Here is a 22,763-nt window from a genome sequence, read left to right on the forward strand (position 1 = left end):
ATCTTTTAAATAATACTTTTAATTCTTAAATGTTATTTTATTCCTCAGACATTGATTCCTCAAAGGTAGCCTGTTCGGCTAACCATGCTTCATAATCTGCTTCAGACTCTACTACAACCTTCATCTGCATATTGTAATGCGCCTGTCCACAAATTTTGTTACATAATAGGAAATAATCAAATTCATAAGAATCGTCTCCATTCTCTCTTCTAATATCGTTGATACGTTCTACTTTATCAACAATATCGTCATTATTTCTCATTTCTTCGGTAGTTACCGTTGGAGTAAATCCAAACTGGGTGATCATACCTGGAACAACGTTCATTTGAGCTCTAAAATGAGGGAAATAAGCTGAGTGCAATACATCCTGAGATCTTAACTTAAATAAAACTGGTTTATTAACCGGTAAATGAAGTTCTCTCACTACTTTATCGTCATTAGCATAAGAATCTTCCTGATCTACCCCAAGAGTATTCATACCTTCGATAAATCTTACATTGGCTTCTCCCAGGGTATTATCATCACCTGCATAACGTGCTGTCCAACTAAATTGCTGAGCATATAACTCGATAACGATTGGATCTTCATCTTCGTTAACGCTCATAATATCTGTCCAAGTAAAAAGACCATAGATAATTAATCCAGCTAAAGTAATTACTGGTATAATAGTCCAGATGAATTCAAGTTTATCGTTATCGGCGTAAAACAAAGCTTTCTTGCCAGCTGCTCCTCTATACTTATAAGCGAAATAATGTAATAAGGCCTGAGTAACTATCTGAACAAACATGATCAATAACATTGAAATCAACATTAGATTGTCATATTTCCCTCCATGCTCTGAAGCAGCATCTGGTAGAGTTACATTTGTAAAAGTCCAAAAACAGTAAAACATTAAAAGATATAGGAAAACGGCAAACCCCATCATTAATTTACCCTGGTTCTCGTTATCCTTGTTATTAGCCACCTGAGAAGTATCTGCATCAGGAGTTTTTGACAATTCAAATATTTTTGAAATTTGCCATCCTGTTACAGCAAGAAGTGCTATTACTATGATTATTAAAAATGGTGTCATTTTATAAAGTCTTCTTTAAACAATCAATCTTTTAATTAGTAATGGTAATTTTCACTCTCCTTAAGGAAAGGATTACCTTTTGGATATAAGGATTCTTTTCCTAGCCCGGTTCCTACAAAGAAAATAAACAGACCAAGGAAGAATAATATCCCTGCGATTTCTGTAATACCGAAAGACCAGTAAGGACCTACAGTAGAAGGCATAACCAATAAGAAAATATCGATATAATGACCTACAAGTATTACAACACCTGCCATAATCACAAACCAAGGAATACGCTTATAATCACTATTGATTAACATTAGAATAGGGAATATAAAGTTTAATGCTATCATTCCGAAGAATAACAAGTTATACTCTTCAATTCTAATAATAAAATAAGTTACTTCTTCTGGGATGTTCGCGTACCAGATCAATAAGAACTGACCGAACCAAAGATACGTCCAGAAAACACTAAAAGCGAACATAAACTTAGCTAAATCATGTAAATGACTATCATTTACAAATTCTAAATGCCCAGCTTTCTTAAGGAACATCGTTACTAAGGCAATAACAGTGATCGCAGATACAAATACACTTGCAAAAACATACCATGCAAATAATGTACTGTACCAATGCGGAGTCATACTCATAAACCAGTCCCAAGCCATTGTAGTTTCAGTTACCACAAAGAATAACAAGAAAAAGACAGAAGCTTTAAAGTTCTTTTTATAGGGAGTTAAACTTGAACCTGTAGCCTGAGCAACAGAATTTCTTGTAGCTATAAATCTATATAAATTCCATCCTATTAAATAAATGATAGCTCTTATTACAAAAAATGGAAAGTTAAGATATCCAGATTTTCCCTGAAGAATTACATCTTCTTCTACAAGCTCATGATTTTGCCATGGGTAAAAATGAGTACCAGCAAAGATCACAATCAATACAACAATAATAGATCCAGGTAAAAGATAATTTGTAATTCCTTCAATAACTCTAAATAAAACTGGAGACCATCCCGCCTGCGCTACATATTGAATCGCGTAAAAAACAAGAGCACCTAAAGCGATCATAAAGAAAAAGAAAGCAGAAACAAATAGTGCAGACCATGGTTTTGTTTGAAATTGATGCAAAACGTGTTCCATATGAGAATCGCCATGCTCTCCTTCTCCATGAGCCGTTTCACCATGAGCTTCTGAAGATTCATCGTGATGAGCATCTGAAGCCGAACCATGACCTTCTACTTCAACAGTAGCGTCAACCTGATTTGAATCATGTTCTCCATGGGCATCTGCAGCCAATAATTCCTTCAATTCTTCTTCGTTAGATGGTGTAGAAATAAATCCATAAACCAAGCCTATGGCACCAACTACTATTAGAATAATTGCAGTTAATTTTAATTTACTAGAAAGCGTATACATATTACTAGATCTAAAAGCTATATTCCTATTTTATTATTCTTCAGATTGCGTTTCATCTTGATCTTCGCTAAGATCTTCTGCAGGCTCTGCAGGATTAAGATTATCTGAGTTTTCCTGAGTCACCGTGTTAGTTTGAAAAGATCTTTCAGGATTACCTTCAAGTTTATCTTTCAAATTCATAACATAATGGTCGATCTGCCAACGTTCTTTAATGCTTGTCTGAACTGCATAAGATCCCATATTGTTAAGACCATAATACATTGCGTGATATACACTCCCTTCAGTAATGCTACGACCTGGGTCGTCATAAGAAGGCACACCAAGTATTTTCTCTCTTTCAACCAAAGTACCTTGACCATCTCCTTTATCACCGTGACAAACAGCACAGTAAACAGTATATAATGCTTTACCTTTAGTTAAGTTCTCTTCTGTATATGGCAACGGATTCTTGAGATTTGCTTTAGCATCTGCTCTTCCCTCTGGAGTATCTTCGTAATCGTAAGGCATCCACCCTCTTGGAATAGTACCTTCTACAGGCAATTTGGCTTCTTGCTCATTGGCAAAAATATTATAAGCCCCATAAGGTTCGTAAGGTACCGGACGGTACATATCTGGGAAATATTGATAGTTACGATCCTTATCTCCGGCACAAGAACTTAAAAAGCCTGCGATTATAACAAAGATTAAAGATTTATGAAATAAACTTCTCATCTGGTCTATTTATTGTCAATTAATTTAATTTCTGCAGCTCCCGTATCGTATAAAAACTTAGAAAGGTCATCTACATTATGATTAGTTGCGTCTATTTCCATTAAGAACATATCGTCTGTTGTTCTTGGATCTGGATTTTCTGCCTTCTTGAACGGTGCTAGTCTACTTCTCATATAAAAAGTGATTACCATTAAGTGAGCTGCAAAGAATACCGTTAACTCAAACATAATCGGAACGAATGATGGCATATTCGTAATAAAAGAAAAACTAGGTTTACCACCAATATCCTGTGGCCAATCCTGCACCATCATAAAGTTCATCATCAAAACAGCAACAGATAAACCCGTTATACCGTATAAAAATGAAGTTATAGCTAATCTAGTTGGTGCTTCACCTATAGCCTTATCTAGCCCATGAACTGGAAAAGGAGTATATATTTCACCAATATGATAGCGCGCTTCACGAACCTGCTTTACCGCATGTAAAAGCAAATCATCATCGTTATAAATAGCGTGTATTGTCTTTGATGCCATCTTGATTATTTATTTTTTAATTCAGTTGCCTGTACATTCCAGTCACCACGGTTAGTAGCAATAGGGAAGTTCTCTATAACTTCATCCAGCAATTCGTAATCTTCTTTGGTTAATTTACTTATCTGATCGTATTTATAGATACCAACCTGATGTAAATGTTGTTCTAATACAGGGCCAACACCATCCAACTTCTGTAAATCATCAGATTTCTCAGTTTGTGGATTGTAAGTTCCAATTCTTGCTAACATAGCATCTAATTGATCTTTCTGCGTGTCAGTCAGATTTAGTGCATCAGCATTCACTGTGGCCTCATGAGAAGTTCCTTCACTCGAAGTACTACCCATAAAAGCATCACTATCCTTTACATTAGCTTCTGGCTCCTTTGCTGTAGGATCACTTTCAGCATGATGAGGCACGTCATCACCATGTTTAGCACGTAGATTTTTATAATATTCTCCAGAAGACTTCAAGATCGTTTTCACTTCAGCCTGGGCAATTACTGGGAAAGTTCTTGCATATAAAAGAAATAATACAAAGAAGAAACCAATAGTACCGATAAAAACACCAATATCAACAAAAGTAGGAGAGAACATCGCCCATGAAGATGGAGTTCTACCTTTACTTAAATCGATAACGATAATATCGAAACGTTCAAACCACATTCCAATATTGATTACCAGAGCTACAATAAACGTCCAAAGGATGTTTCTTCTAAGTTTCTTAACCCAAAGAGTCAATGGCACAACAAAGTTACATATAATTAGCGCCCAAAATGCCCATGCGTATGGACCGGTGGCAGCACCAAAAGATAAATAAGTATAATTCTCATAGCTTGTACCAGAATACCATCCTATAAAGAATTCAGTAATATAAGCTACAGAAACGATACCACCAGTTAACAAAATTACCTTGTTCATATACTCGATATGAAGTAGCGTAATATAGTCCTGAAGATTCACTACTTTTCTCATAATGATAAGCAAGGTTTGTACCATTGCAAATCCAGAAAAAATAGCTCCTGCAACGAAATAAGGAGGAAAAATAGTACTGTGCCATCCAGGAACCACTGAAGTAGCAAAGTCAAAAGATACAATCGTGTGTACAGAAAGTACTAAAGGTGTTGCTAAACCAGCAAGAACTAAAGATACTTCTTCAAAACGTTGCCAGTCTTTTACGCGACCACTCCATCCAAAACTTAGTATACCGTATATTTTCTTTTGAAATTCATTTGTTGTTCTATCACGAAGCATTGCAAAATCTGGAAGTAAACCAGTCCACCAGAAAACCAGTGAAACCGATAGATATGTAGAAATCGCAAACACGTCCCACAGAAGTGGTGAGTTAAAGTTTACCCATAAAGAACCAAACTGGTTAGGAATTGGCAGTACCCAATATGCTAACCATGGACGCCCCATGTGAATAATTGGAAACAAACCTGCCTGAACAACCGCAAAAATTGTCATTGCCTCAGCTGAACGGTTTACAGCCATTCTCCATTTTTGACGGAATAACAATAACACTGCAGAAATTAAAGTACCAGCGTGCCCGATACCTACCCACCAAACGAAGTTAGTAATATCCCAGGCCCAACCTATGGTTTTGTTTAATCCCCAAACTCCGATTCCTGTTGAAACGGTGTAAATAATACAACCTAATCCCCACAAAAATGCAATTAAGGCAAGTGTAAATACAATGTACCAGGTTTTATTTGCTCTACCAAGTACAGGCGCTCCTACTTCAACACTTATATCGTGATAAGTTTTCTCCCCGGTAACAAGAGGTTCTCTTATAGGTGCTTCGTAATGTGACGACATATTTCTTAAAAATTGATTCTTATTACTTAATTATTATGCTTCAGCAGTATTGGTGATTTTAGCCTGATACATTACGTTTGGCTTAGTACCTATACTTTCAAGTAAATGATAAGTTCTATCATCTTCCTGTAATTTGGAAACTTTAGATTCTTTATCATTAACATCTCCAAAAACAATTGCACCGGTATCACAAGCCGCTGAACATGCAGTACGGAATTCGCCATCTTTGATAGCTCTTCCTTCACGCTTAGCATCAAGAATAGTTTTTTGTGTCATTTGGATACACATAGAACATTTCTCCATAACTCCTCGAGAACGTACTACCACATCTGGGTTTAATACCATACGACCTAGATCGTTGTTCATGTGATAATCAAACTCTTCGTTTTGAGCGTAATTAAACCAGTTAAATCTTCTTACTTTATAAGGACAGTTGTTTGCACAATATCTTGTACCTACACATCTGTTGTAAATCATTTGGTTTTGCCCCTGACGTCCGTGAGATGTTGCCGCTACTGGACATACAGTTTCACATGGCGCATGGTTACAATGCTGACACATAACAGGCTGAAAAGCCACTTGTGGATTATCATAAGATGGATCCTCTATAGTATCGTAAGTTTCGAAAGCCGGAAGGTTTTCTAGCTTTTCCTGCTCCTCAACGAAAGTATCACCAGCCGAATAATATCTATCGATCCTTAACCAGTGCATATCTCTAAACTTTCTTACTTCATCCTTACCTACAACTGGTACGTTATTTTCAGAATGACAAGAAATCACACAAGCACCACAACCAGTACAAGCATTAAGATCTATAGATAGATTAAAGTGATGACCTATAGTACGATCAAAAGCACTCCAAATATCAGCTTTCTCATCACTAACAGGAATTTCCTGGTGATTATAATCTACCTCAGGAACACTATTCCATTCGTGTTTACTTTTGTTAGTTAAAACAGAAAGTGTTGTTTCCTTAACAATATCATCACGTCCTGCAAGTGTACTTTGCATTTGTACGCTGGCAAACTCATGCGTTCCTTCAGCTTTCGCTATAGTTACATTCTGGAAAGAACTAAAGTTTTTATACAGTGGGTAAGCATTAACCCCAACCTGCATTTCCTTTTGCATTCCTTCTTTCTTACCGTAACCTAGCGCCAGAGCGACAGAACCTTTAGCCTGACCAGGTTGTACGATAACTGGAACATTTTTCACAGTAGTATCTCCAACACTAATGTTTACATAACTACCGTTTAAAGCTCCATTAGAAACTATCTCATTCTCTAAACCAAGTTTATCTGCATCGGCTTTAGAGATCATTAAATAATTATCCCAGGTAGTTCTAGTAATAGGATCTGGAAGCTCTTGTAACCAAGGGTTATTTGCCTGCTCTCCATCTCCCATTGAAACTTTAGTGTAAAGAGTAAGTTCATACTCACCTCCTTCCTGAGAAGAAGAAACTACTTTTCTTAAAGAAGAAGCATCATTATTTGAAGAAGTAAAGTCTTCTGAAGCTCCTACAGCAACAGGACTTGTTCCTTCAAAAACACCGTCATGCAGTGCTTGATTCCAGCCTCCTGATAAGTTACCAGACCAGGTTTCTTTGATATAATCACTATACGATTGGCTATTTCCTGACCATTTTAATAAACAATCCTGAAATTGACGCGTGTCAAATAACGGCCTAATTGTAGGCTGCATTAAACTGAATTGCTGATCTGTAAACTGGATATCACCCCAGCTCTCCAAATAATGTGGAGTAGCCGCTACATATTTACAAAGTTTAGCTGTTTCATCTTCTTTCATGGTAAATGAAACGGAAACTTCTACATTTTTTAATCCTTCAACAAACTCTGGAGCATTTGGCAAACTGTAAGCCGGATTTACGCCAACTACCATTACAGCACCAACACTACCGGAATTCATATCCTGTACAAGTTCTGAAACCTGAGCAGCATTTCCCTGACGGGTCATACGCGCATTATCAGTATCCATAATTGTACTACCCAAAGCCTCATTAATTGCTAACACTAATGATTGTGCGTCTGCATCTGGAATTCCAGAAACAACCACCGCCTTACTTCCAGATTCTCTTAACTGGCTAGCAGCTTTCACAACAGCATCATCAATATTAGAAGGTAATTCACTTGTAGAACCACCACCAACTACATAACCATACAATGCAGCTAGAATTGCTTTTTGCTGCGATGGTTTAACCGGAACACGCTTATCTGCCTTCGCACCTGCTAAAGACAGATTAGATTCAAATTGCACGTGTCTGGACATTTTTCCATTTTCTGGAACACGACTTTTAGCATAACTAACATCGTATCCTCCACCTTGCCAATCACCTAGAAAATCAGCACCAACAGAAACAATCGCTTCTGCTTCACTAAAGTCGTAATTTGGTAATGCTCTTCTTCCATATCTAGATTCAAAAGCTGAAAGAGCAGCATCCTCAGAAACGGCATCATAAACAACATGTTTTACATTTGAATATTTTGCACTGAATTCCTGAATTAATTTTGTAGTACTTGGACTTGCGAAAGTTTGAGTTAACAAAACGATATCTCCTGAAACTCCGTTTAGAGCAGCTCCAACCTGACGATCGAATTCTTCCCAAGAAACATTCTTACCGTCTATCATAGGACGCTTCACTCTTTTCTTATCATATAAAGAAAGAACTGAAGCATTAACACGAGCACCGCCACCAGCTTTTACTTTAGCAAGGTCGTTATTCTCAATTTTTATTGGACGGCCCTCACGAGTCTTAACCAATACGCTTTGAAAATCGAAACCATTTGCAATAGTAGAAGCGTAGTAATTTGCTACACCAGGAACAATATTCTCTGGCTGAACTACGTAGGGAATCGATTTTACAACCGGACCCTCACAAGCAGCTAATGAAGCCGCAGCTGTACTAAACCCAACATACTTTAGGAAATCCCTTCTAGACGTTTTTGAATTACTTAAAGATTCTTCATCTCCAAGAAATTCATCAACAGGAATCTCTTCTGCAAATTCTTTTTGTTTTAGCGTCTCAACAACAGAACTACCTTTTAGTTCTTCAACACTTTTCCAGTATTTTTTGTTTGATGACATATATATCTAGATATTAACTTCTTAATTTATATCTGCTTACGCAGTTATTAATAGTGGCATTTTGCACATTCAAGACCTCCCATTTCAGCAATGGTAAGCTTTTCTACCCCATACTTTTTAGAAAGCTCTTCATGAATCTTTTCATAGTACTCATTTCCTTCCATCTGAACTCCAGTCTCTCTGTGACAGTTAATACACCATCCCATAGTAAGTGGTGCTTCCTGATGTACAACTTCCATTTCCTGAATTGGACCGTGACAGTGTTGACACTGAACACCAGCAACCGAAACGTGCTGAGAGTGGTTAAAGTAAACAAAATCTGGAAGATTATGAATTCTCACCCATTTCACAGGTTTTTGATCTCCTGAATATGTTCTAGTAGCAGGATCCCATCCTACGGCATCATAAAGCTTAGCGATTTCACCGTCATAGAATTCTTTAGAGTGTTCTGCAGTAGCTGTTTCTGGAGCAACTTCTGAAATTGCTTTATGACAGTTCATACATACATTTAAAGATGGAATTCCTGAAGTTTTTGATACACGCGCTGAAGAGTGACAATATTTACATTCAATACCATTGTCCCCAGCGTGAATTCTATGTGAATAATGAATTGGTTGAATTGGCTGATAACCTTGATCTACGCCAACCTGCATTAAAAATCCGTAAGCAAAATAACCAACACCTAATAGAACAACGATAGAAAACACCAATACTAAAAACTGGTTTTCTACAAATGCCTGCCAAATTGGTTTTCTTGATGGTCTCTCTGGAAGTGTTACTCCGCTTGCAGCAGCAAAATTCTTTAATGTTTTATTCACCAAGAATAAAACAACAAGTAACATTACCAGTACAAATATTAAAACCCCAAGGATTATATTTACAGAAACACCTCCACCAGATCCTTCTCCGCCTTCAGCACCTGCACCTCCAGTTGCAGCAGCAGCTGGTTCTGGTTCTGGTTGCTCTACGTAAGCAAGAATATTATCGATATCTTCATTAGACAATTGAGGAAAAGCTGGCATCGCAGTACCATTGTATTCCTGATAAACTGCTTCAGCATCTGCATCACCAGAAGCTCTTAGCTCAGCATTGTTTTTAATCCATGCGTAAAGCCATTCTTTATCATGTCTTAAAGTCACACCATTCAAAGCAGGACCAATACTTGCTGAATACGGTTTATGACAAGCTGCACATAAAGAATTAAACAAGCCTTTTCCTGCTTCGGGATCTCCTAGTTCTGCAGAAGCTGAAGCATCTGCTGCATCAGCAGCTGTCGCTGGCTCGCCAGCCTCGACATCTGTGGAATCCTGAGCAAAACTCGTTACTGTGAACGATAGAAAAAGCGCTACAATTAAGAGCAATCGCGAAGTTGAGTGGCGGTATTTCACCTTTTTCATATTATAAGTTGAATTAACGTCTAAACTTTGGTACGGTTTTTAAGACTAAAATCTGTACGTAAAAACTTAGAATCGCACCATTAAATTCAGGCACAAAAGTAATACTTAAGTTGGATTTTGTTTATGTTAGAGAAGCGTTAATAGGTAATTTATATTAGTTCTAAATAATAAAATAGATAGAATCTCAGTTATTTAGTTTTACATTTGTCTATAAAATCATAACTATGAATATTTTAAGCTTCCGAAACCTAATGCTCGGCACCTTTTTAAGTTTTACTGGCGTAGCCAGCTGCCAAGAGGATTCCGCAAAAATTAACATTTCTGAAGATGAAATGATCGCAGAATTAATACAAACGAAAGTAAAGCTTCAAAAATCACACAATATTGGCGATCGATTTGTAATTCAGCTATTTAGTGGAAGCAATGGCGAAGCTAGCGAAGAAATAAAGGATTATGAATCGCTATATGACTACCCTGCGAGGATAAAATATGAAGCGCCAAATTATAAAGTTTGGGTTGGAAATTTTAGAAATCGATTAGAAGCAGACAGAGCACTTTTAGTCATAAAAGAAACCTATCCTTCTGCTTTTATTCCTAAACCAAAAAGAAAATAATATAGTCAATAATACACCTGTCAAATCTAGGATAAATTAAAATGATATTAATCATTTTAAGCCTTGGTTTTTTTCGCTATCAAATAAGAATAGCAAGAAGACTATAAATAAAAAAGGCCGCAAATGCGGCCTTTCTATTTACGTAAGTCTAATAACTATTTAAGGGTTTTCTTCACCTCTACTTCTCTAAAAGCTTCAATAACGTCTCCTTCTTTGATATCATTGTAGTTTTTAACCTGCATACCACAATCGTATCCTTTAGCTACTTCTTTAACATCGTCTTTGAAACGCTTAAGTGAAGACAGCTCTCCTGTATAGATCACTACGCCGTCTCTAATTAAACGAACACCAGCATTTCTGTAGATCTTACCAGAGGTTACCATACAACCTGCGATAGTACCAATTTTAGAGATTTTAAATGTCTCTCTAATTTCAGCAGTACCAGTAATCTCTTCTTTAAGTTCTGGAGAAAGCATACCTTCCATCGCATCCTTAAGATCATTGATCGCATCATAGATAATAGAATAGGTTCTAATATCGATTTCTTCTTTATCTGCAACCTGTCTTGCATTTCCAGCAGGACGCACATTAAATCCAATAATGATCGCATCTGAAGCTGAAGCCAGCAATACGTCACTCTCTGTGATCGCACCAACACCTTTATGAATAATATTCACCTGAATCTCTTCAGTAGACAGCTTCTGGAAACTATCGGTTAATGCTTCAACAGATCCATCCACATCACCTTTAAGAATAATATTAAGCTCTTTAAAGTCGCCTAATGCAATTCGACGACCAATCTCATCTAAAGTAATATGACGTTGCGTTCTAACATTTTGCTCACGTTGTAACTGTGTACGTTTAGAAGCAATATCTTTAGCTTCACGCTCATCGATCATCACCTTAAACTTATCTCCTGCTTGTGGCGCACCATCCAGACCTAAAATAGAAACCGGAGTTGATGGACCAGCTTCTTTGATCTCGTGACCTCTTTCATCATGCATCGCTTTGATCTTACCACTATGGCGACCAGCCAATACATAATCTCCAATCTTTAGCGTACCTGCCTGAACAAGAACTGTAGCTACGTAACCACGTCCTCTATCAAGGTAAGCTTCAACGATAGTACCGTTAGCAACCTTTTCTGGGTTAGCCTGAAGTTCTAAAATTTCTGCTTCAAGAAGTACTTTTTCTAATAACTCTTTAACACCAAGACCGGTTTTTGCTGAAATATCATGAGATTGAATTTTACCACCCCAATCTTCAACAAGAAGATTCATTGCAGCAAGCTTTTCCTTAATCTTTTCTGGATTAGCTGTTGGAAGATCTGATTTGTTAATCGCAAATACAATCGGAACACCAGCAGCCTGCGCATGTGAAATCGCCTCTTTAGTTTGTGGCATCACATCATCATCTGCAGCGATAACAATAATTGCAATATCAGTTACCTGGGCTCCACGAGCACGCATCGCCGTAAAGGCTTCGTGACCAGGAGTATCAAGGAAAGTAATCTTTTGCCCTCCATCAAGTTTTACTCCGTAAGCTCCAATATGCTGTGTAATACCCCCACTTTCACCGGCAATCACATTTTCTTTACGAATATAATCCAGTAAAGATGTTTTACCGTGATCTACGTGACCCATTACGGTAACGATTGGCGCTCTATCCTGTAAATCCTCTGGTGCATCCTGATCTTCATCTGTTGGCTCCTCAACATCTGCGGTTACAAATTCAACTTCGTAACCAAACTCTTCAGCAACAATAGATAAAGTCTCTGCATCTAATCTTTGGTTCATGGTTACCATCATACCAAGAGACATACAAGCTGAAATAACCTTAGTTACCGGCACATCCATCATCGTCGCTACTTCACTTACCGTAACAAACTCGGTTACTTTAAGTACTTTAGAATCTGATTCTTGTTTTGCAAGATCTTCTTCTGAACGTTGACGGTGTTGATCTCTTTTATCTCTACGGTATTTAGCACCTTTACCTTTGCTAGATTTCCCCTGAAGTTTTTCAAGAGTTTCTCTAACTTGTTTTTGTACTTCTTCTTGGCTAGGCTCTTCTTTAGCGATCGGCCTACTACGCTGCTTATTGTTACGTCCTTTACGGTTGTTATTATTTCCACCACCCTGATTAGGACCTCCTTTTACATCTTTACTTATTCTACGACGACGTTTTTTACGGTTACCCTTTTTATCGTCGTTGTTTGAAGCAGTCTTTTTATCGTCTTTCTTCTTAGCAGGCTTTTTAAACTTAGAAAGATCTATTTTCTCCCCAGTAAAATTAGGACCATCTAATTTCGTATAATTTGTTTTTATACGGTTTGATACCTCATCCTGGCTTGCAGCTTCAGTGTTCTCCTGAGTTTCTTTCTTAGGTTCCTGCTGCTTAGGCTGTTCTTTTTTAGGGGCTGTATTCTGATCTTTAATTGTATCAGTTTTAGGCTTAGGCTTTTCTTCAGCTGGTTTTTGGGCTGGCTTTTCCTGCTGAGCTTTCTCTACCTTTTCTTCCTTTTTAGGCTCCTCCTTTTTCTTTTCAACCTGGGGTTTATCCAAATCGATCTTCCCTACAGTTTTAGGACCAGAAAGTTTAGTACGAGCACCAAGAGCTTCCTGCTCTTCCTTCTTACGCTCTTGCTCTTCTTTAAGTCTTTCCTGCTCTTTTTTCTCCTGCTCCTTCTTTTTCTCTTCCTGCTCACGCTCCCGGGCTAAGCGTAGCTCTTCCTTCTCCTTCTTTCTCTCTTCACCAACTTCTTTAGAAGCTACTTTTTTGCTTTTATCTGTCTGGAACTCATCAAAAAGAACCTTATAAGTCTCCTGAGAGATTTTAGCAGTAGGACGTGCTTCAATATCATGCCCCTTAGAGTTTAAAAACTCTACAGCCCGATCTAGCGAAATATTGAATTCACGTAATACTTTGTTTAATCGCATTGTTTTTGCTTCAGCCATAAATTGCCCTCTAAATTAACCTCTTTTGTTTATTAACTACAATAAATTATTCTTCGAATTCTTCGCGAAGCACGTTCATTACTTCACGAATGGTTTCTTCTTCCAGGTCGGTACGTCTAACAAGGTCATTCACATCCTGCTCTAAGATACTTTTTGCCGTATCTAAACCAATTTTTGCAAATTCCTTGATCACCCAATCTTCGATTTCGTCAGAAAATTCAGATAATTCAACATCTTCTTCTACTCCTTCTCTAAACACATCAATTTCGTAACCTGTTAATTGCCCTGCAAGCCTAATATTATGGCCTCCACGACCAATAGCTTTAGAAACCTCTTCAGGCTTAAGCATAACCTCAGCCCTTTTATTTTCTTCATCTATTTTTATAGATGTGATCTTAGCAGGACTCAGCGCCCTTGTAATAAATAACTGATCGTTATTTGTATAATTGATCACATCGATATTTTCGTTACCAAGTTCGCGTACGATACTATGGATTCTAGAACCCTTCATACCCACGCAAGCTCCTACAGGATCGATTCTATCATCATAAGAATCTACTGCTACTTTCGCTTTTTCGCCAGGTACACGAACAACTTTTTTGATCGTAATTAAACCATCAAAAACCTCAGGAATTTCCTGCTCAAATAATTTTTCCAAAAATGCAGGTGCAGTTCTGGATAAAATAATGCTAGGCTTATTCCCTTTTAATTCTACACTTTCTATTACACCACGAACATTCTCTCCTTTTCTAAAGAAATCTGAAGGAATCTGCCTGTCTTTAGGCAATACGATTTCGTTACCTTCATCATCTAAAAGAATAATTGCACGGTGTCTAATATGATGAACTTCTGCAGTGTAGATCTCACCTTCAAGATCTTTAAACTGCTTATAGATATTTGTGTTATCATGCTCATGGATCTTAGAAATAAGATTTTGTCTTAATGCCAAAATCGCTCTACGTCCAAGATCTTTTAATTTAACTTCTTCAGAAACATCTTCGCCAACTTCAAAATCTGGCTCAATTTTACGAGCTTCTGTAAGAGATATTTCCTGATTTGGATCTTCAACTTCACCATCGGCTACCACCACACGGTTTCTCCAAATCTCCAAATCCCCCTTATCAGGGTTTACAATGATATCAAAGTTATCATCCTCACCATACTTCTTTTTTAAAGCATTTCTAAAAACATCTTCCAAGATCGCCATTAAGGTTACACGATCTATCAACTTATCATCCTTAAACTCTGAAAATGAATCTATTAAGGCGAGATTTTCCATACTAAAACAATTAAAATGTTATCATAACTTTTGCTTCAACAATCGCTGAATATTCTAATACAGCTTCTTTCTCTACCGTCACCTTTCCTTTTCCTACAGGTTTAGGTTCACGTGCTTTCCATTGAAGTTTAATATTGTCTTCTGTAGCTTCGATTAAATTTCCTTCAAATTTTTCATTTTCAGTTTTAACCTGCAACTTTCTGCCAATATTTTTTTTATACTGTCTGGGAATTTGTAGCGGCTCGGATACTCCGGCCGATGTCACTTCTAAAGAAAAATCCTCTTCTTCCCTGTCTAAATTGTGCTCTACCTTACGGCTCACATTTATACAATCTTCTACAGAGACACCTTTATCGCCATCGATAACCACTCTAATTTGATTATCTGGTGTTACAATAAGATCAATCAAAAATAATGAATTATTCTCTTCGAATGCTTCTTGTAGTAACTTTTCTACGTTCTCCTTCAACTCCATACTGGTTATAAAAAGAGGGGACTTTATGTCCCCTCGCTGTACTTTTTTTAGTTTCAACGGTGCAAATATAATAATAATTCCCGAGAAAGAAAACCAGGCATTTAGGCAAAAATCTTCGTAAATTTAAGATAGATATTAAACATTTATAATCTTTCCAGCCATGAAAAAGATTCTTGTACCTACAGATTTCTCTGCTGAAGCGGAAAATGCTCTAAAAATTGCTGCAAAAATCGCTAAGAAATTTGAAGCTGAAATCTATTTACTTCATATGTTAGATCTCCCTTTAAGTCTTATCGACCCAGTGCAGGGAAATAGCCAAAATGTGCCCGAAGCCCTTTATTTTATGAAGCTAGCACATATGCAATTCAGCAATATTAAAGAAAAGGAATACTTAAATGATATTGCAGTTGGTGAAGCTGTTCAGTTTAATTACGCTTTTAAAGGTATAACAGAATTCGCTAAAAACAATAATTGCGATCTTATCGTAATGGGCTCACACGGCAGTAGCGGATTTCAGGAAATGTTTATTGGCTCTAACACAGAAAAAGTTGTTAGACAATCTGAAATTCCGGTTTTAGTTATCAAAGAAGCAACGCCAGATTTTAATATTGAGAAATTCATTTTTGCTACAGATACTGAAATTGACAATAAAAAAACACTACTAAAAGCCATAGAATTTGCTAAACTTTTTGATGCAGAACTGAATTTGCTTTTCGTAAATACACCAAATAATTTCACGACAAGCAAACAAGCCTATGCAGATTTAGATGAATTTTTAAAAGAAATGAACTACAATAACGTGCAAAAGCATATTTATAATGATGTAAGTGTGGAAAAAGGAATTTTAAATTTTGCTGAAAAATTTAAAGCTGATCTTATTGGCATTAGCACACATGGCCGTAAAGGGCTGGCTCACTTCTTTAACGGAAGCATTAGTGAAGATCTTGTAAATCACGCAAAGCGACCTGTAATCACTTTTAAGATCTAAACAAAGGTTTTAAGCGCTCCTTTTTTAATACAAGACCAAAGATAATTCCAAAAAGATTTGGTTTTATCCCGGGTTATCTCAAGACCTTCATTTACATTTCTACCACTTTCGCCATTATGCTTTACGAAAATATTGGCGACAGTTGTTAGAAATCCGCTTTTTTCTGTGCCATCATTTTTTAGTACTTCAATTTTAAAATCTTTATAGGCAATGTTTACTCCACCGGTAGCTTTATTCCGATTGCCCGAAAAATCAAAATCCATATTAGTAATTTCCCCCTCAGCTTTAACGTTCATGGCGGGTTTTAGAAACCCATTCATATTTTTTGCTGAAAGCGAACTCATGTTCCCCGAAATATTGAACCAATCACTAAGATTATTTACCTTGAAAGACCAATTTAATTGCAACGAAGCTTCATTCATAAAATCTGCAGCAGCAACAACTCGTGTAGAGGGAAATTGAGCCTTATTGCTATAATTAGTTAAGTTGAATATTTCTCCGTTTACATTAGCAAAAACAACTTTACCCGGTTGCCGGTCTGCTTTCATCCGTTCCTCGTAAACGATTCGGGTATTTTCAACCTCCAAAGTATCTATTTTCAACAAAAATGGCAGTTTTCTAAGCATTTCACTGTACATAGGCTTAACAGAATTATCCTTAGGCTGCATCTTATCCCTGTAAATCTGAAAATCTACATTATCGATTAAAAATTTAGATGACTGAAATTTCACACTGTCATTCTGAAAACCAAAATCCTGACTAGCTATTGCAATACTATCTATCCTTAGATCATAACGATCCTTTTCGACGCGTGTATGCTTCTGAAATTCCTGTTTAGAATAAATAGATTCTAATTTTAGTCCTTTTAGTGCACTATTTTTCTCATGAATTTCGATTGAAACTACCTTCATCACATGTCTTTCGTCTACTTTAAGAAAAACCGAATCTGCCTTAAGCGCAAAATCGCTAAAATTAAATGGGATTTTTTCTGAAACCGAGGTACTATCGATCTTTAGATCATGAAGCTGAAAATCGAAGGTTTTGACTTTTATTTTTTCTTCTGAAGTACTATCTAATAAAGTAAATTTAGCGTGATTAAGAACTATTTCTTTAACAGAAATCTTTTTATTAAGCTTACCTGAACCTGAAGAACTTTTGTTGTCACTACTTGTATTTAATGAAGATTTCTTACCAGAAGACTTTGTTTGGTAGACAACTTCAGGATCATTAATTTCAATTTGATTAAGATCAATATTCTTTTTAGTAAGAAATTTCCAATAATCGAGCCCAGAAACCTTTAATCGCTCAGATTGAATGTTAACTTCGCCTCTAGTTAGGTCGATTTTGGTTAATTCAGCAGCATTTTTAAAAACCTGAACTTGGAGATCTTCAAATTGCAATTCGGGTAACTGCTTTTCAAGTAAGTTGACTGCTTTTTTCTCGACAAAAGAGTTCAGAAACAATCCTATTACAAAGAACAGGATTAGAACAGCAAAAATGGAAATAACAACTTTAGTTTTTCTTTTCAAAATACAGGGGTTTAGTTGAAATGTACAACCTTTAACTAAAGCCCATTACAGGATTAAGAATATTTAACTAAAAGTTTTATGATGAAAAAGTAAGCTACGTTAAATTTTCGTCAAACCTGATAAATTGTGACAAAAATTAAGAGATTACAAACTATATTTGCAACAATCAACTAAATAACCAATGATCCTTAAATTATCCATAAAGATTCTGTTTATAATTGCTGAAATATTTTTGGCATTTTACAGTTTTGCTATGAGTGACAGTTTATTGGTTAAGTTCATTTTCTTTGCATTTACCGCTGTTATCATCGCGTTTGCGCTTACTAAAATCACCAATAAATTTTTACCGGTAGATAAAGACTACATCTCACAGGAACAGGAAGACGGAACGGTTGACGGCGAATAATTATATGCGTATAATTTCAATTTCAGACACTCACAATAAGCACCAGGATCTGGAAATTCCAGATGGCAATATTCTAATCCACTGCGGAGATATTTCGGAAGGCGGAACAAAACCCGAAATTGTAGATTTTTTACAATGGTTTTCTAAACTACCTCATAAACATAAAATCTTAATTGCAGGAAATCATGATTTCCATCTAGAAAAATATTCCACCAACTTAGACGATATTATTCCAGACAATATTCATTATTTGTCTGACAGCGGAATTACATTAGAAAATTTTAGAATTTGGGGTAGTCCATTCACACCAGGAAATGGGAATTGGGCATTTAATCTCGAAAGAGGAAGATCGATTAGAAAGAAATGGAATCTTATTCCGCAAAATACAGATATCCTTATTACTCATACTCCTCCTTACGGAATATTAGATGAAAGTAAAACTTATAAAAATATTGGCTGCGAGGAGTTGCTAAAGAAAATAGTTGATATCAAACCCAAACTTCATTTTTTTGGGCACGTTCATGATGATTTTGGTAAGAAAAGTATTGGACCTACGTTATTTGTAAATAACGCCGTAATGGATAGTAAAAACAGGCTAATAAACGGGGTTAGTGTTGTAGATGTTTAGAAGAAAGATTTGGAGACTGAAAGACCTGCTGCGAAATTACTGTTATCTTTCGAAAAATCTACTGCACATGATAAATCGAGATCAATAAAACTTTTTAAAACTCCAACTTTAAGATAAGTTGAAACAACCTCTGGAGAAACTTTAAATAGGGATCGTTCATCATCAGAATCGTAGTGACGATATCTCAAATAGGCTATATTTTGATTAAAACCATAATTTCTTCTATAACTCAACTTCAATTCAAATGGTAAATATAATTTTCCCTGCATCCCAAAATGATGAGCTATTAATCTATTATTCCCAACGCTTATAAAATCTCCCCCATAATCAGTTAAATATGTACTGGTAATAAAAGGAATACCAATTACATTTTGTTGATAAGTCCAGCCGCTACTATAGACACCGCTATTAAAATAATTATCCCAAAGATGCGGAGCTGTTTGACTTTGATTTTTTGTGTAAACGAATTCATATACAAAAGAATTTATAACCTTATCTGACTCTCCAGAATCGTAAAAAACTCCATATCGACCATCCGGAAAATTTCTCATAGCGCTACCCGAACCGTCCTCGAAAATACTATTATAAAATAGTTCTATTTCTCCTTCTCCAATCTGCTTATTGTAAACAAGTTCGTAACTACCTATATGATTACCTATTGCATTTGCCTGATCTGTAGCTAGCGAATTTTCACTACCAGCTCTTCCAAAAAACATTCTTATATATTCTGAGAATCCGATCGATTGATTCTGAAACCTGGGATCAGACGGATTACCGCCATATTGAGCCACGTGTCTAACTCCCAATTTTACAGTTGAAGTTGTATTTATTTTATAAGATAAAGCTAAATACTTATGATGTACATGTGTATCCAAAGTAGCTCTATCATCATTTAAGATATATTCACTAAACAAAGCTTCAAAACCCAAACGTTTATTAAAAAAAAGATATAAAGGCTTAGCTGTTTTAATTTCTAATCCGGGTAAAGAACGAGCGTTACCCGACCAAAGCACATTTTGATTTGAAGATGCAAGTCCGTAATATTCTTTTTCACCATGTTTTACTCCTATTGTTACATCAATATATTGTGAGGCAAATTTAGCATAAAATTCATCTATAAAAATATCGCTGGCTTCACCAACTTCATTAAATTTATCTCGATAAGAAAATGCTGATTTAAAAGTGAATTTTGATTTTTCATTAAGATACAAATCGTAAGATGGCGCAATTACAGCGTTAGCATTAGTTTGCCTACCAACTCTTCCATAATTATTGGAATGCAACCAAAATGGCAAGGCATCATCTCCGTTAAAAAATGCCTCAGATTCAATATCTAGTTGGAACTGTGCATAAGAAGCTATAGCTATTAAATAAAAACATCCAAATAAGAATAATTTACTATAACGCTTTAAAATTTCCTCCAATTGACATAATATTTTAAATAAGCTCAAAAACACCTCTTTAACTATACCCGCTAAGCTTTAAAAACGTTCTCTAAACTTTTCCCAAAAGCTTTTCTTATCAGCCCCATAGGCATAACCATATTTATTACCATATCCAAAATTAGCAAAATCGACGTCGTTCAATACGAAGCTAACATCATGTAGTTTCCCAGCTTTTTTGGAGTCAATAGGGAATTGCAGCAAAGCTTTTTCAGTATAAGAAGCTCTTACAACGTAAAGCGTTAGATCTGCATATTGGCTTATTAAAAAAGTATCAGCTACTAACATACATGGGGCGGTATCAAGGATTATATAATCGTACTGCTCTTCCAACATGTTAAGCATTTCACCAAGGCGACGATGCCTCAATAATTCAGAAGGGTTTGGTGGTATACTACCTGACGTTAAAAAATCTAAATTCTTATTATATTTTGTTTGCTCTATAAGCTCATTTAACTTTAAATCTTCATTAATTAGATAATCACTAACTCCCAATTGTTTTCTAGAACCTACATCATATCTCTGCAACTGCGGATTACGTAAATCTGCCCCAACCACAATTACCTTTTTCCCCATATTTGCCAAGGTTAAAGCTAAATTTATGGATGTAAAAGTTTTTCCTTCACCTTTTACGGTCGAAGTCACCAACATCTTAATTCCTTTCTGCTTATCAGTTTTATTTATCAACAAATATTGCATATTGGTAATTGCAATTCTAAAGGATTCTGCCAAAACAGAACGATCAGCCTCTGTAATTAAATGGCTTTGCTTTTTATCTATTTTAGGAATTTCACCTACAATTGAAATCTGTTTTGCTTTCTTTTCTAACTCATCACGATTCTTAATTTTGTTGTTAAGAATATTCTTACCATAGATGATTCCAAAAGGAATTATTAAACCTACTAATAAACCTCCAAATAATATTACTTTAGATCTAGGTGCTATTTGACCTGATGTATAAGCATGGTCTACAATTTTAGCCTTTGGAGCAGTTACTGCTAGGGAAAGAGAATTTTCCTCCCTTTTCTGTAATAAAAATAGATATAAAGCCTCCTTTATTTGCTGCTGTCTATCTATACCTCGATATTGACGTTCTATTGAAGGAACAGAGGAAATTCGGGACTGTATAATTTTTGCTTCATTATCTAATTCTTTCATTGAAATATCCAAGTTTGCACTTAAACGATTCAAACTTTTAACAATAACAGACCGCATTTGATCAATTTGCTGATCCAATTTTAGAATAGTTGGATTTTTTAAAGTGGAGGCTTCTAAAATACGATTACGCTCTAAAACCAATTGATTATAATTTGTTACTTGTTTGTTCACACCATCACCTTCTAGTCCAAGATTTGCAGGTAAAAGATCTGAATTAGATCCGTCCTCAAGATAATTTAACATTGCATTTACCAATTGCACTTGAGTCAGAACTTCTTGGCGCTTCTTTTTATATTCGCTTGCATTTTCTAGAAACAACTCTGACTCTGCTTGGATATCTGTAAGCTTACGATTCTCTTTAAAAGCCTCCTTATCGCTCTCTACGGAATCCAATTCGAAATTGATAATTTTTAACCTCTCATCAATAAATTCTGCTGTATTGGATGCAACCAAATTCTTATCAATAATAGCTTCTTTATTGTATTCTATTATTAATTGATCTATTATATCTTCTGCTTTGTTTGGAACTTCATCTTTTAGACTAATTTCAATTAAAGTAGAATTATCGTCTACTAGCATGACTTCCAAACGGCTACTATAACGGGAAACTATAGATGAAATTGGGTTAATTACAAAACTATATTCAATTTCATTATTCCCGTTTATTAAGAAATCTTTATTTTCCCTCAAGACAATATCGGCAAAACCTATATTACCTGGCTCACCATATTTAAGCTTGAACTTTTCACCAGATTTTGCATTAGTTATATTTACGCCGTTCTCGTTCTTGAAGTCAATAATAAAATTATTACGTTCATTTCTTACAAAGTCATATAATTTGACTTTGTTTAATTGTAAAATACTTACCCTAAAAGGAACATTATCGTATATTTCTCTAGCTACGAAAAGATTTTTTGCGTAATATTCAATATTTAGATCTAAAGACTCTATGGTTTTGGTCAACATCCTTTTAGATTCCAATAAACCTATTTCATTTTCAATACTACTTGTTTGCAAACCATCAATAAATCCCAAATCGGCAAAAGAAGATATTCCAGACCCTGGAGATTTAGTATCTTCATCTTTAATAATAATAGTAGCACTACTTCTATATACGGAATTTGAAAATTTTAAAAATACAAATGCAGTAAGCAACGTAATAAACACGGAAACAATAAACCATGGCCAATACTTTAAATACTTATATATTTCTTCCCTTAAATTAAATTCTTCCTCAGAAATTTGATATTCACTATTCATATTT

At 35.8% G+C, this 22,763-nt stretch carries 17 protein-coding genes; 4 read left to right on the forward strand and 13 right to left on the reverse strand.

Annotation, left to right across the window (positions count from 1 at the left end; translation table 11 throughout):
• Window positions 1-37: 37 nt before the first annotated feature.
• The 7 genes from BM201_RS00530 to BM201_RS00560 are packed head-to-tail and all read right to left on the reverse strand — an operon-like array spanning window position 38 to window position 10,026.
• Window positions 38-1,072 (reverse strand): cytochrome c oxidase subunit II, encoded by a 1,035-nt coding sequence (locus BM201_RS00530; protein WP_092539449.1) that lies wholly within the window; start codon window positions 1,070-1,072, stop codon window positions 38-40.
• Between the two features lie 35 nt (window positions 1,073-1,107).
• Complete coding sequence (locus BM201_RS00535; RefSeq protein WP_092539450.1) at window positions 1,108-2,472, reverse strand: quinol:cytochrome C oxidoreductase; 1,365 nt, start codon at window positions 2,470-2,472, stop codon at window positions 1,108-1,110.
• 33 nt (window positions 2,473-2,505) lie between these two features.
• Entirely contained in the window at window positions 2,506-3,183 is a 678-nt protein-coding gene (locus BM201_RS00540) for a c-type cytochrome (RefSeq protein ID WP_092539451.1), read from the reverse strand.
• 5 nt (window positions 3,184-3,188) lie between these two features.
• Window positions 3,189-3,716 (reverse strand): DUF3341 domain-containing protein, encoded by a 528-nt coding sequence (locus tag BM201_RS00545; protein ID WP_092539452.1) that lies wholly within the window; start codon window positions 3,714-3,716, stop codon window positions 3,189-3,191.
• A 5-nt stretch (window positions 3,717-3,721) separates the two neighbouring features.
• A complete protein-coding gene (gene nrfD / locus BM201_RS00550; RefSeq protein ID WP_092539453.1) occupies window positions 3,722-5,530 on the reverse strand; it encodes an NrfD/PsrC family molybdoenzyme membrane anchor subunit in 1,809 nt (602 codons plus the stop codon).
• Between the two features lie 33 nt (window positions 5,531-5,563).
• Window positions 5,564-8,629, reverse strand: a complete 3,066-nt coding sequence (locus BM201_RS00555; RefSeq protein ID WP_092539454.1) for a TAT-variant-translocated molybdopterin oxidoreductase — start codon at window positions 8,627-8,629, stop codon at window positions 5,564-5,566.
• Window positions 8,630-8,676: 47 nt separating this feature from the next.
• The gene (locus BM201_RS00560; protein WP_092539455.1) at window positions 8,677-10,026 is read right to left on the reverse strand and encodes a c-type cytochrome; all 1,350 of its coding nucleotides are present in this window, start codon (window positions 10,024-10,026) and stop codon (window positions 8,677-8,679) included.
• A 224-nt stretch (window positions 10,027-10,250) separates the two neighbouring features.
• Between BM201_RS00560 and BM201_RS00565 the strand changes: the two genes are divergently transcribed.
• A complete protein-coding gene (locus tag BM201_RS00565) occupies window positions 10,251-10,640 on the forward strand; it encodes an SPOR domain-containing protein (RefSeq protein ID WP_092539456.1) in 390 nt (129 codons plus the stop codon).
• Window positions 10,641-10,795: 155 nt separating this feature from the next.
• On the opposite strand, the gene infB is transcribed toward BM201_RS00565, so the two are convergent.
• The 3 genes from infB to rimP are packed head-to-tail and all read right to left on the reverse strand — an operon-like array spanning window position 10,796 to window position 15,348.
• Window positions 10,796-13,594, reverse strand: coding sequence for a translation initiation factor IF-2 (infB, locus tag BM201_RS00570; protein ID WP_092539457.1), 2,799 nt, complete (start codon window positions 13,592-13,594; stop codon window positions 10,796-10,798).
• 46 nt (window positions 13,595-13,640) lie between these two features.
• Window positions 13,641-14,873, reverse strand: coding sequence for a transcription termination factor NusA (gene nusA, locus BM201_RS00575; RefSeq protein ID WP_092539458.1), 1,233 nt, complete (start codon window positions 14,871-14,873; stop codon window positions 13,641-13,643).
• Window positions 14,874-14,883: 10 nt separating this feature from the next.
• Window positions 14,884-15,348 carry a ribosome assembly cofactor RimP gene (gene rimP / locus BM201_RS00580; RefSeq protein ID WP_092539459.1) on the reverse strand — a complete coding sequence of 155 codons (465 nt, stop codon included), beginning with the start codon at window positions 15,346-15,348 and terminating at the stop codon, window positions 14,884-14,886.
• A gap of 160 nt (window positions 15,349-15,508) precedes the next feature.
• On the opposite strand from rimP, the gene BM201_RS00585 reads away from it, so the two are divergent.
• Window positions 15,509-16,336: a universal stress protein gene (locus tag BM201_RS00585; protein WP_092539460.1), complete on the forward strand. Its 828-nt coding sequence runs from the start codon at window positions 15,509-15,511 to the stop codon at window positions 16,334-16,336.
• Here the strand turns inward: BM201_RS00585 and BM201_RS00590 are convergent.
• A complete protein-coding gene (locus BM201_RS00590) occupies window positions 16,333-17,865 on the reverse strand; it encodes an AsmA family protein (protein WP_139219093.1) in 1,533 nt (510 codons plus the stop codon). The genes BM201_RS00585 and BM201_RS00590 overlap by 4 nt on opposite strands.
• Before the next feature lie 181 nt (window positions 17,866-18,046).
• Between BM201_RS00590 and BM201_RS00595 the strand changes: the two genes are divergently transcribed.
• Window positions 18,047-18,271, forward strand: a complete 225-nt coding sequence (locus BM201_RS00595) for a hypothetical protein (protein ID WP_092539462.1) — start codon at window positions 18,047-18,049, stop codon at window positions 18,269-18,271.
• 4 nt (window positions 18,272-18,275) lie between these two features.
• Window positions 18,276-18,899, forward strand: coding sequence for a metallophosphatase domain-containing protein (locus BM201_RS00600; protein WP_092539463.1), 624 nt, complete (start codon window positions 18,276-18,278; stop codon window positions 18,897-18,899).
• Here the strand turns inward: BM201_RS00600 and BM201_RS00605 are convergent.
• Both BM201_RS00605 and BM201_RS00610 read right to left on the reverse strand, forming a co-directional pair.
• On the reverse strand, window positions 18,896-20,323 hold the full coding sequence (locus BM201_RS00605; RefSeq protein ID WP_175486950.1) for a capsule assembly Wzi family protein: 1,428 nt from the start codon (window positions 20,321-20,323) through the stop codon (window positions 18,896-18,898). The two genes, BM201_RS00600 and BM201_RS00605, sit on opposite strands and share 4 nt — an antisense overlap.
• 57 nt (window positions 20,324-20,380) lie before the next feature.
• Window positions 20,381-22,759, reverse strand: a complete 2,379-nt coding sequence (locus BM201_RS00610) for a GumC family protein (RefSeq protein WP_092539465.1) — start codon at window positions 22,757-22,759, stop codon at window positions 20,381-20,383.
• Window positions 22,760-22,763: the final 4 nt, after the last annotated feature.

The organism is Zunongwangia mangrovi (assembly GCF_900112105.1).
Lineage (GTDB): Bacteria > Bacteroidota > Bacteroidia > Flavobacteriales > Flavobacteriaceae > Zunongwangia > Zunongwangia mangrovi.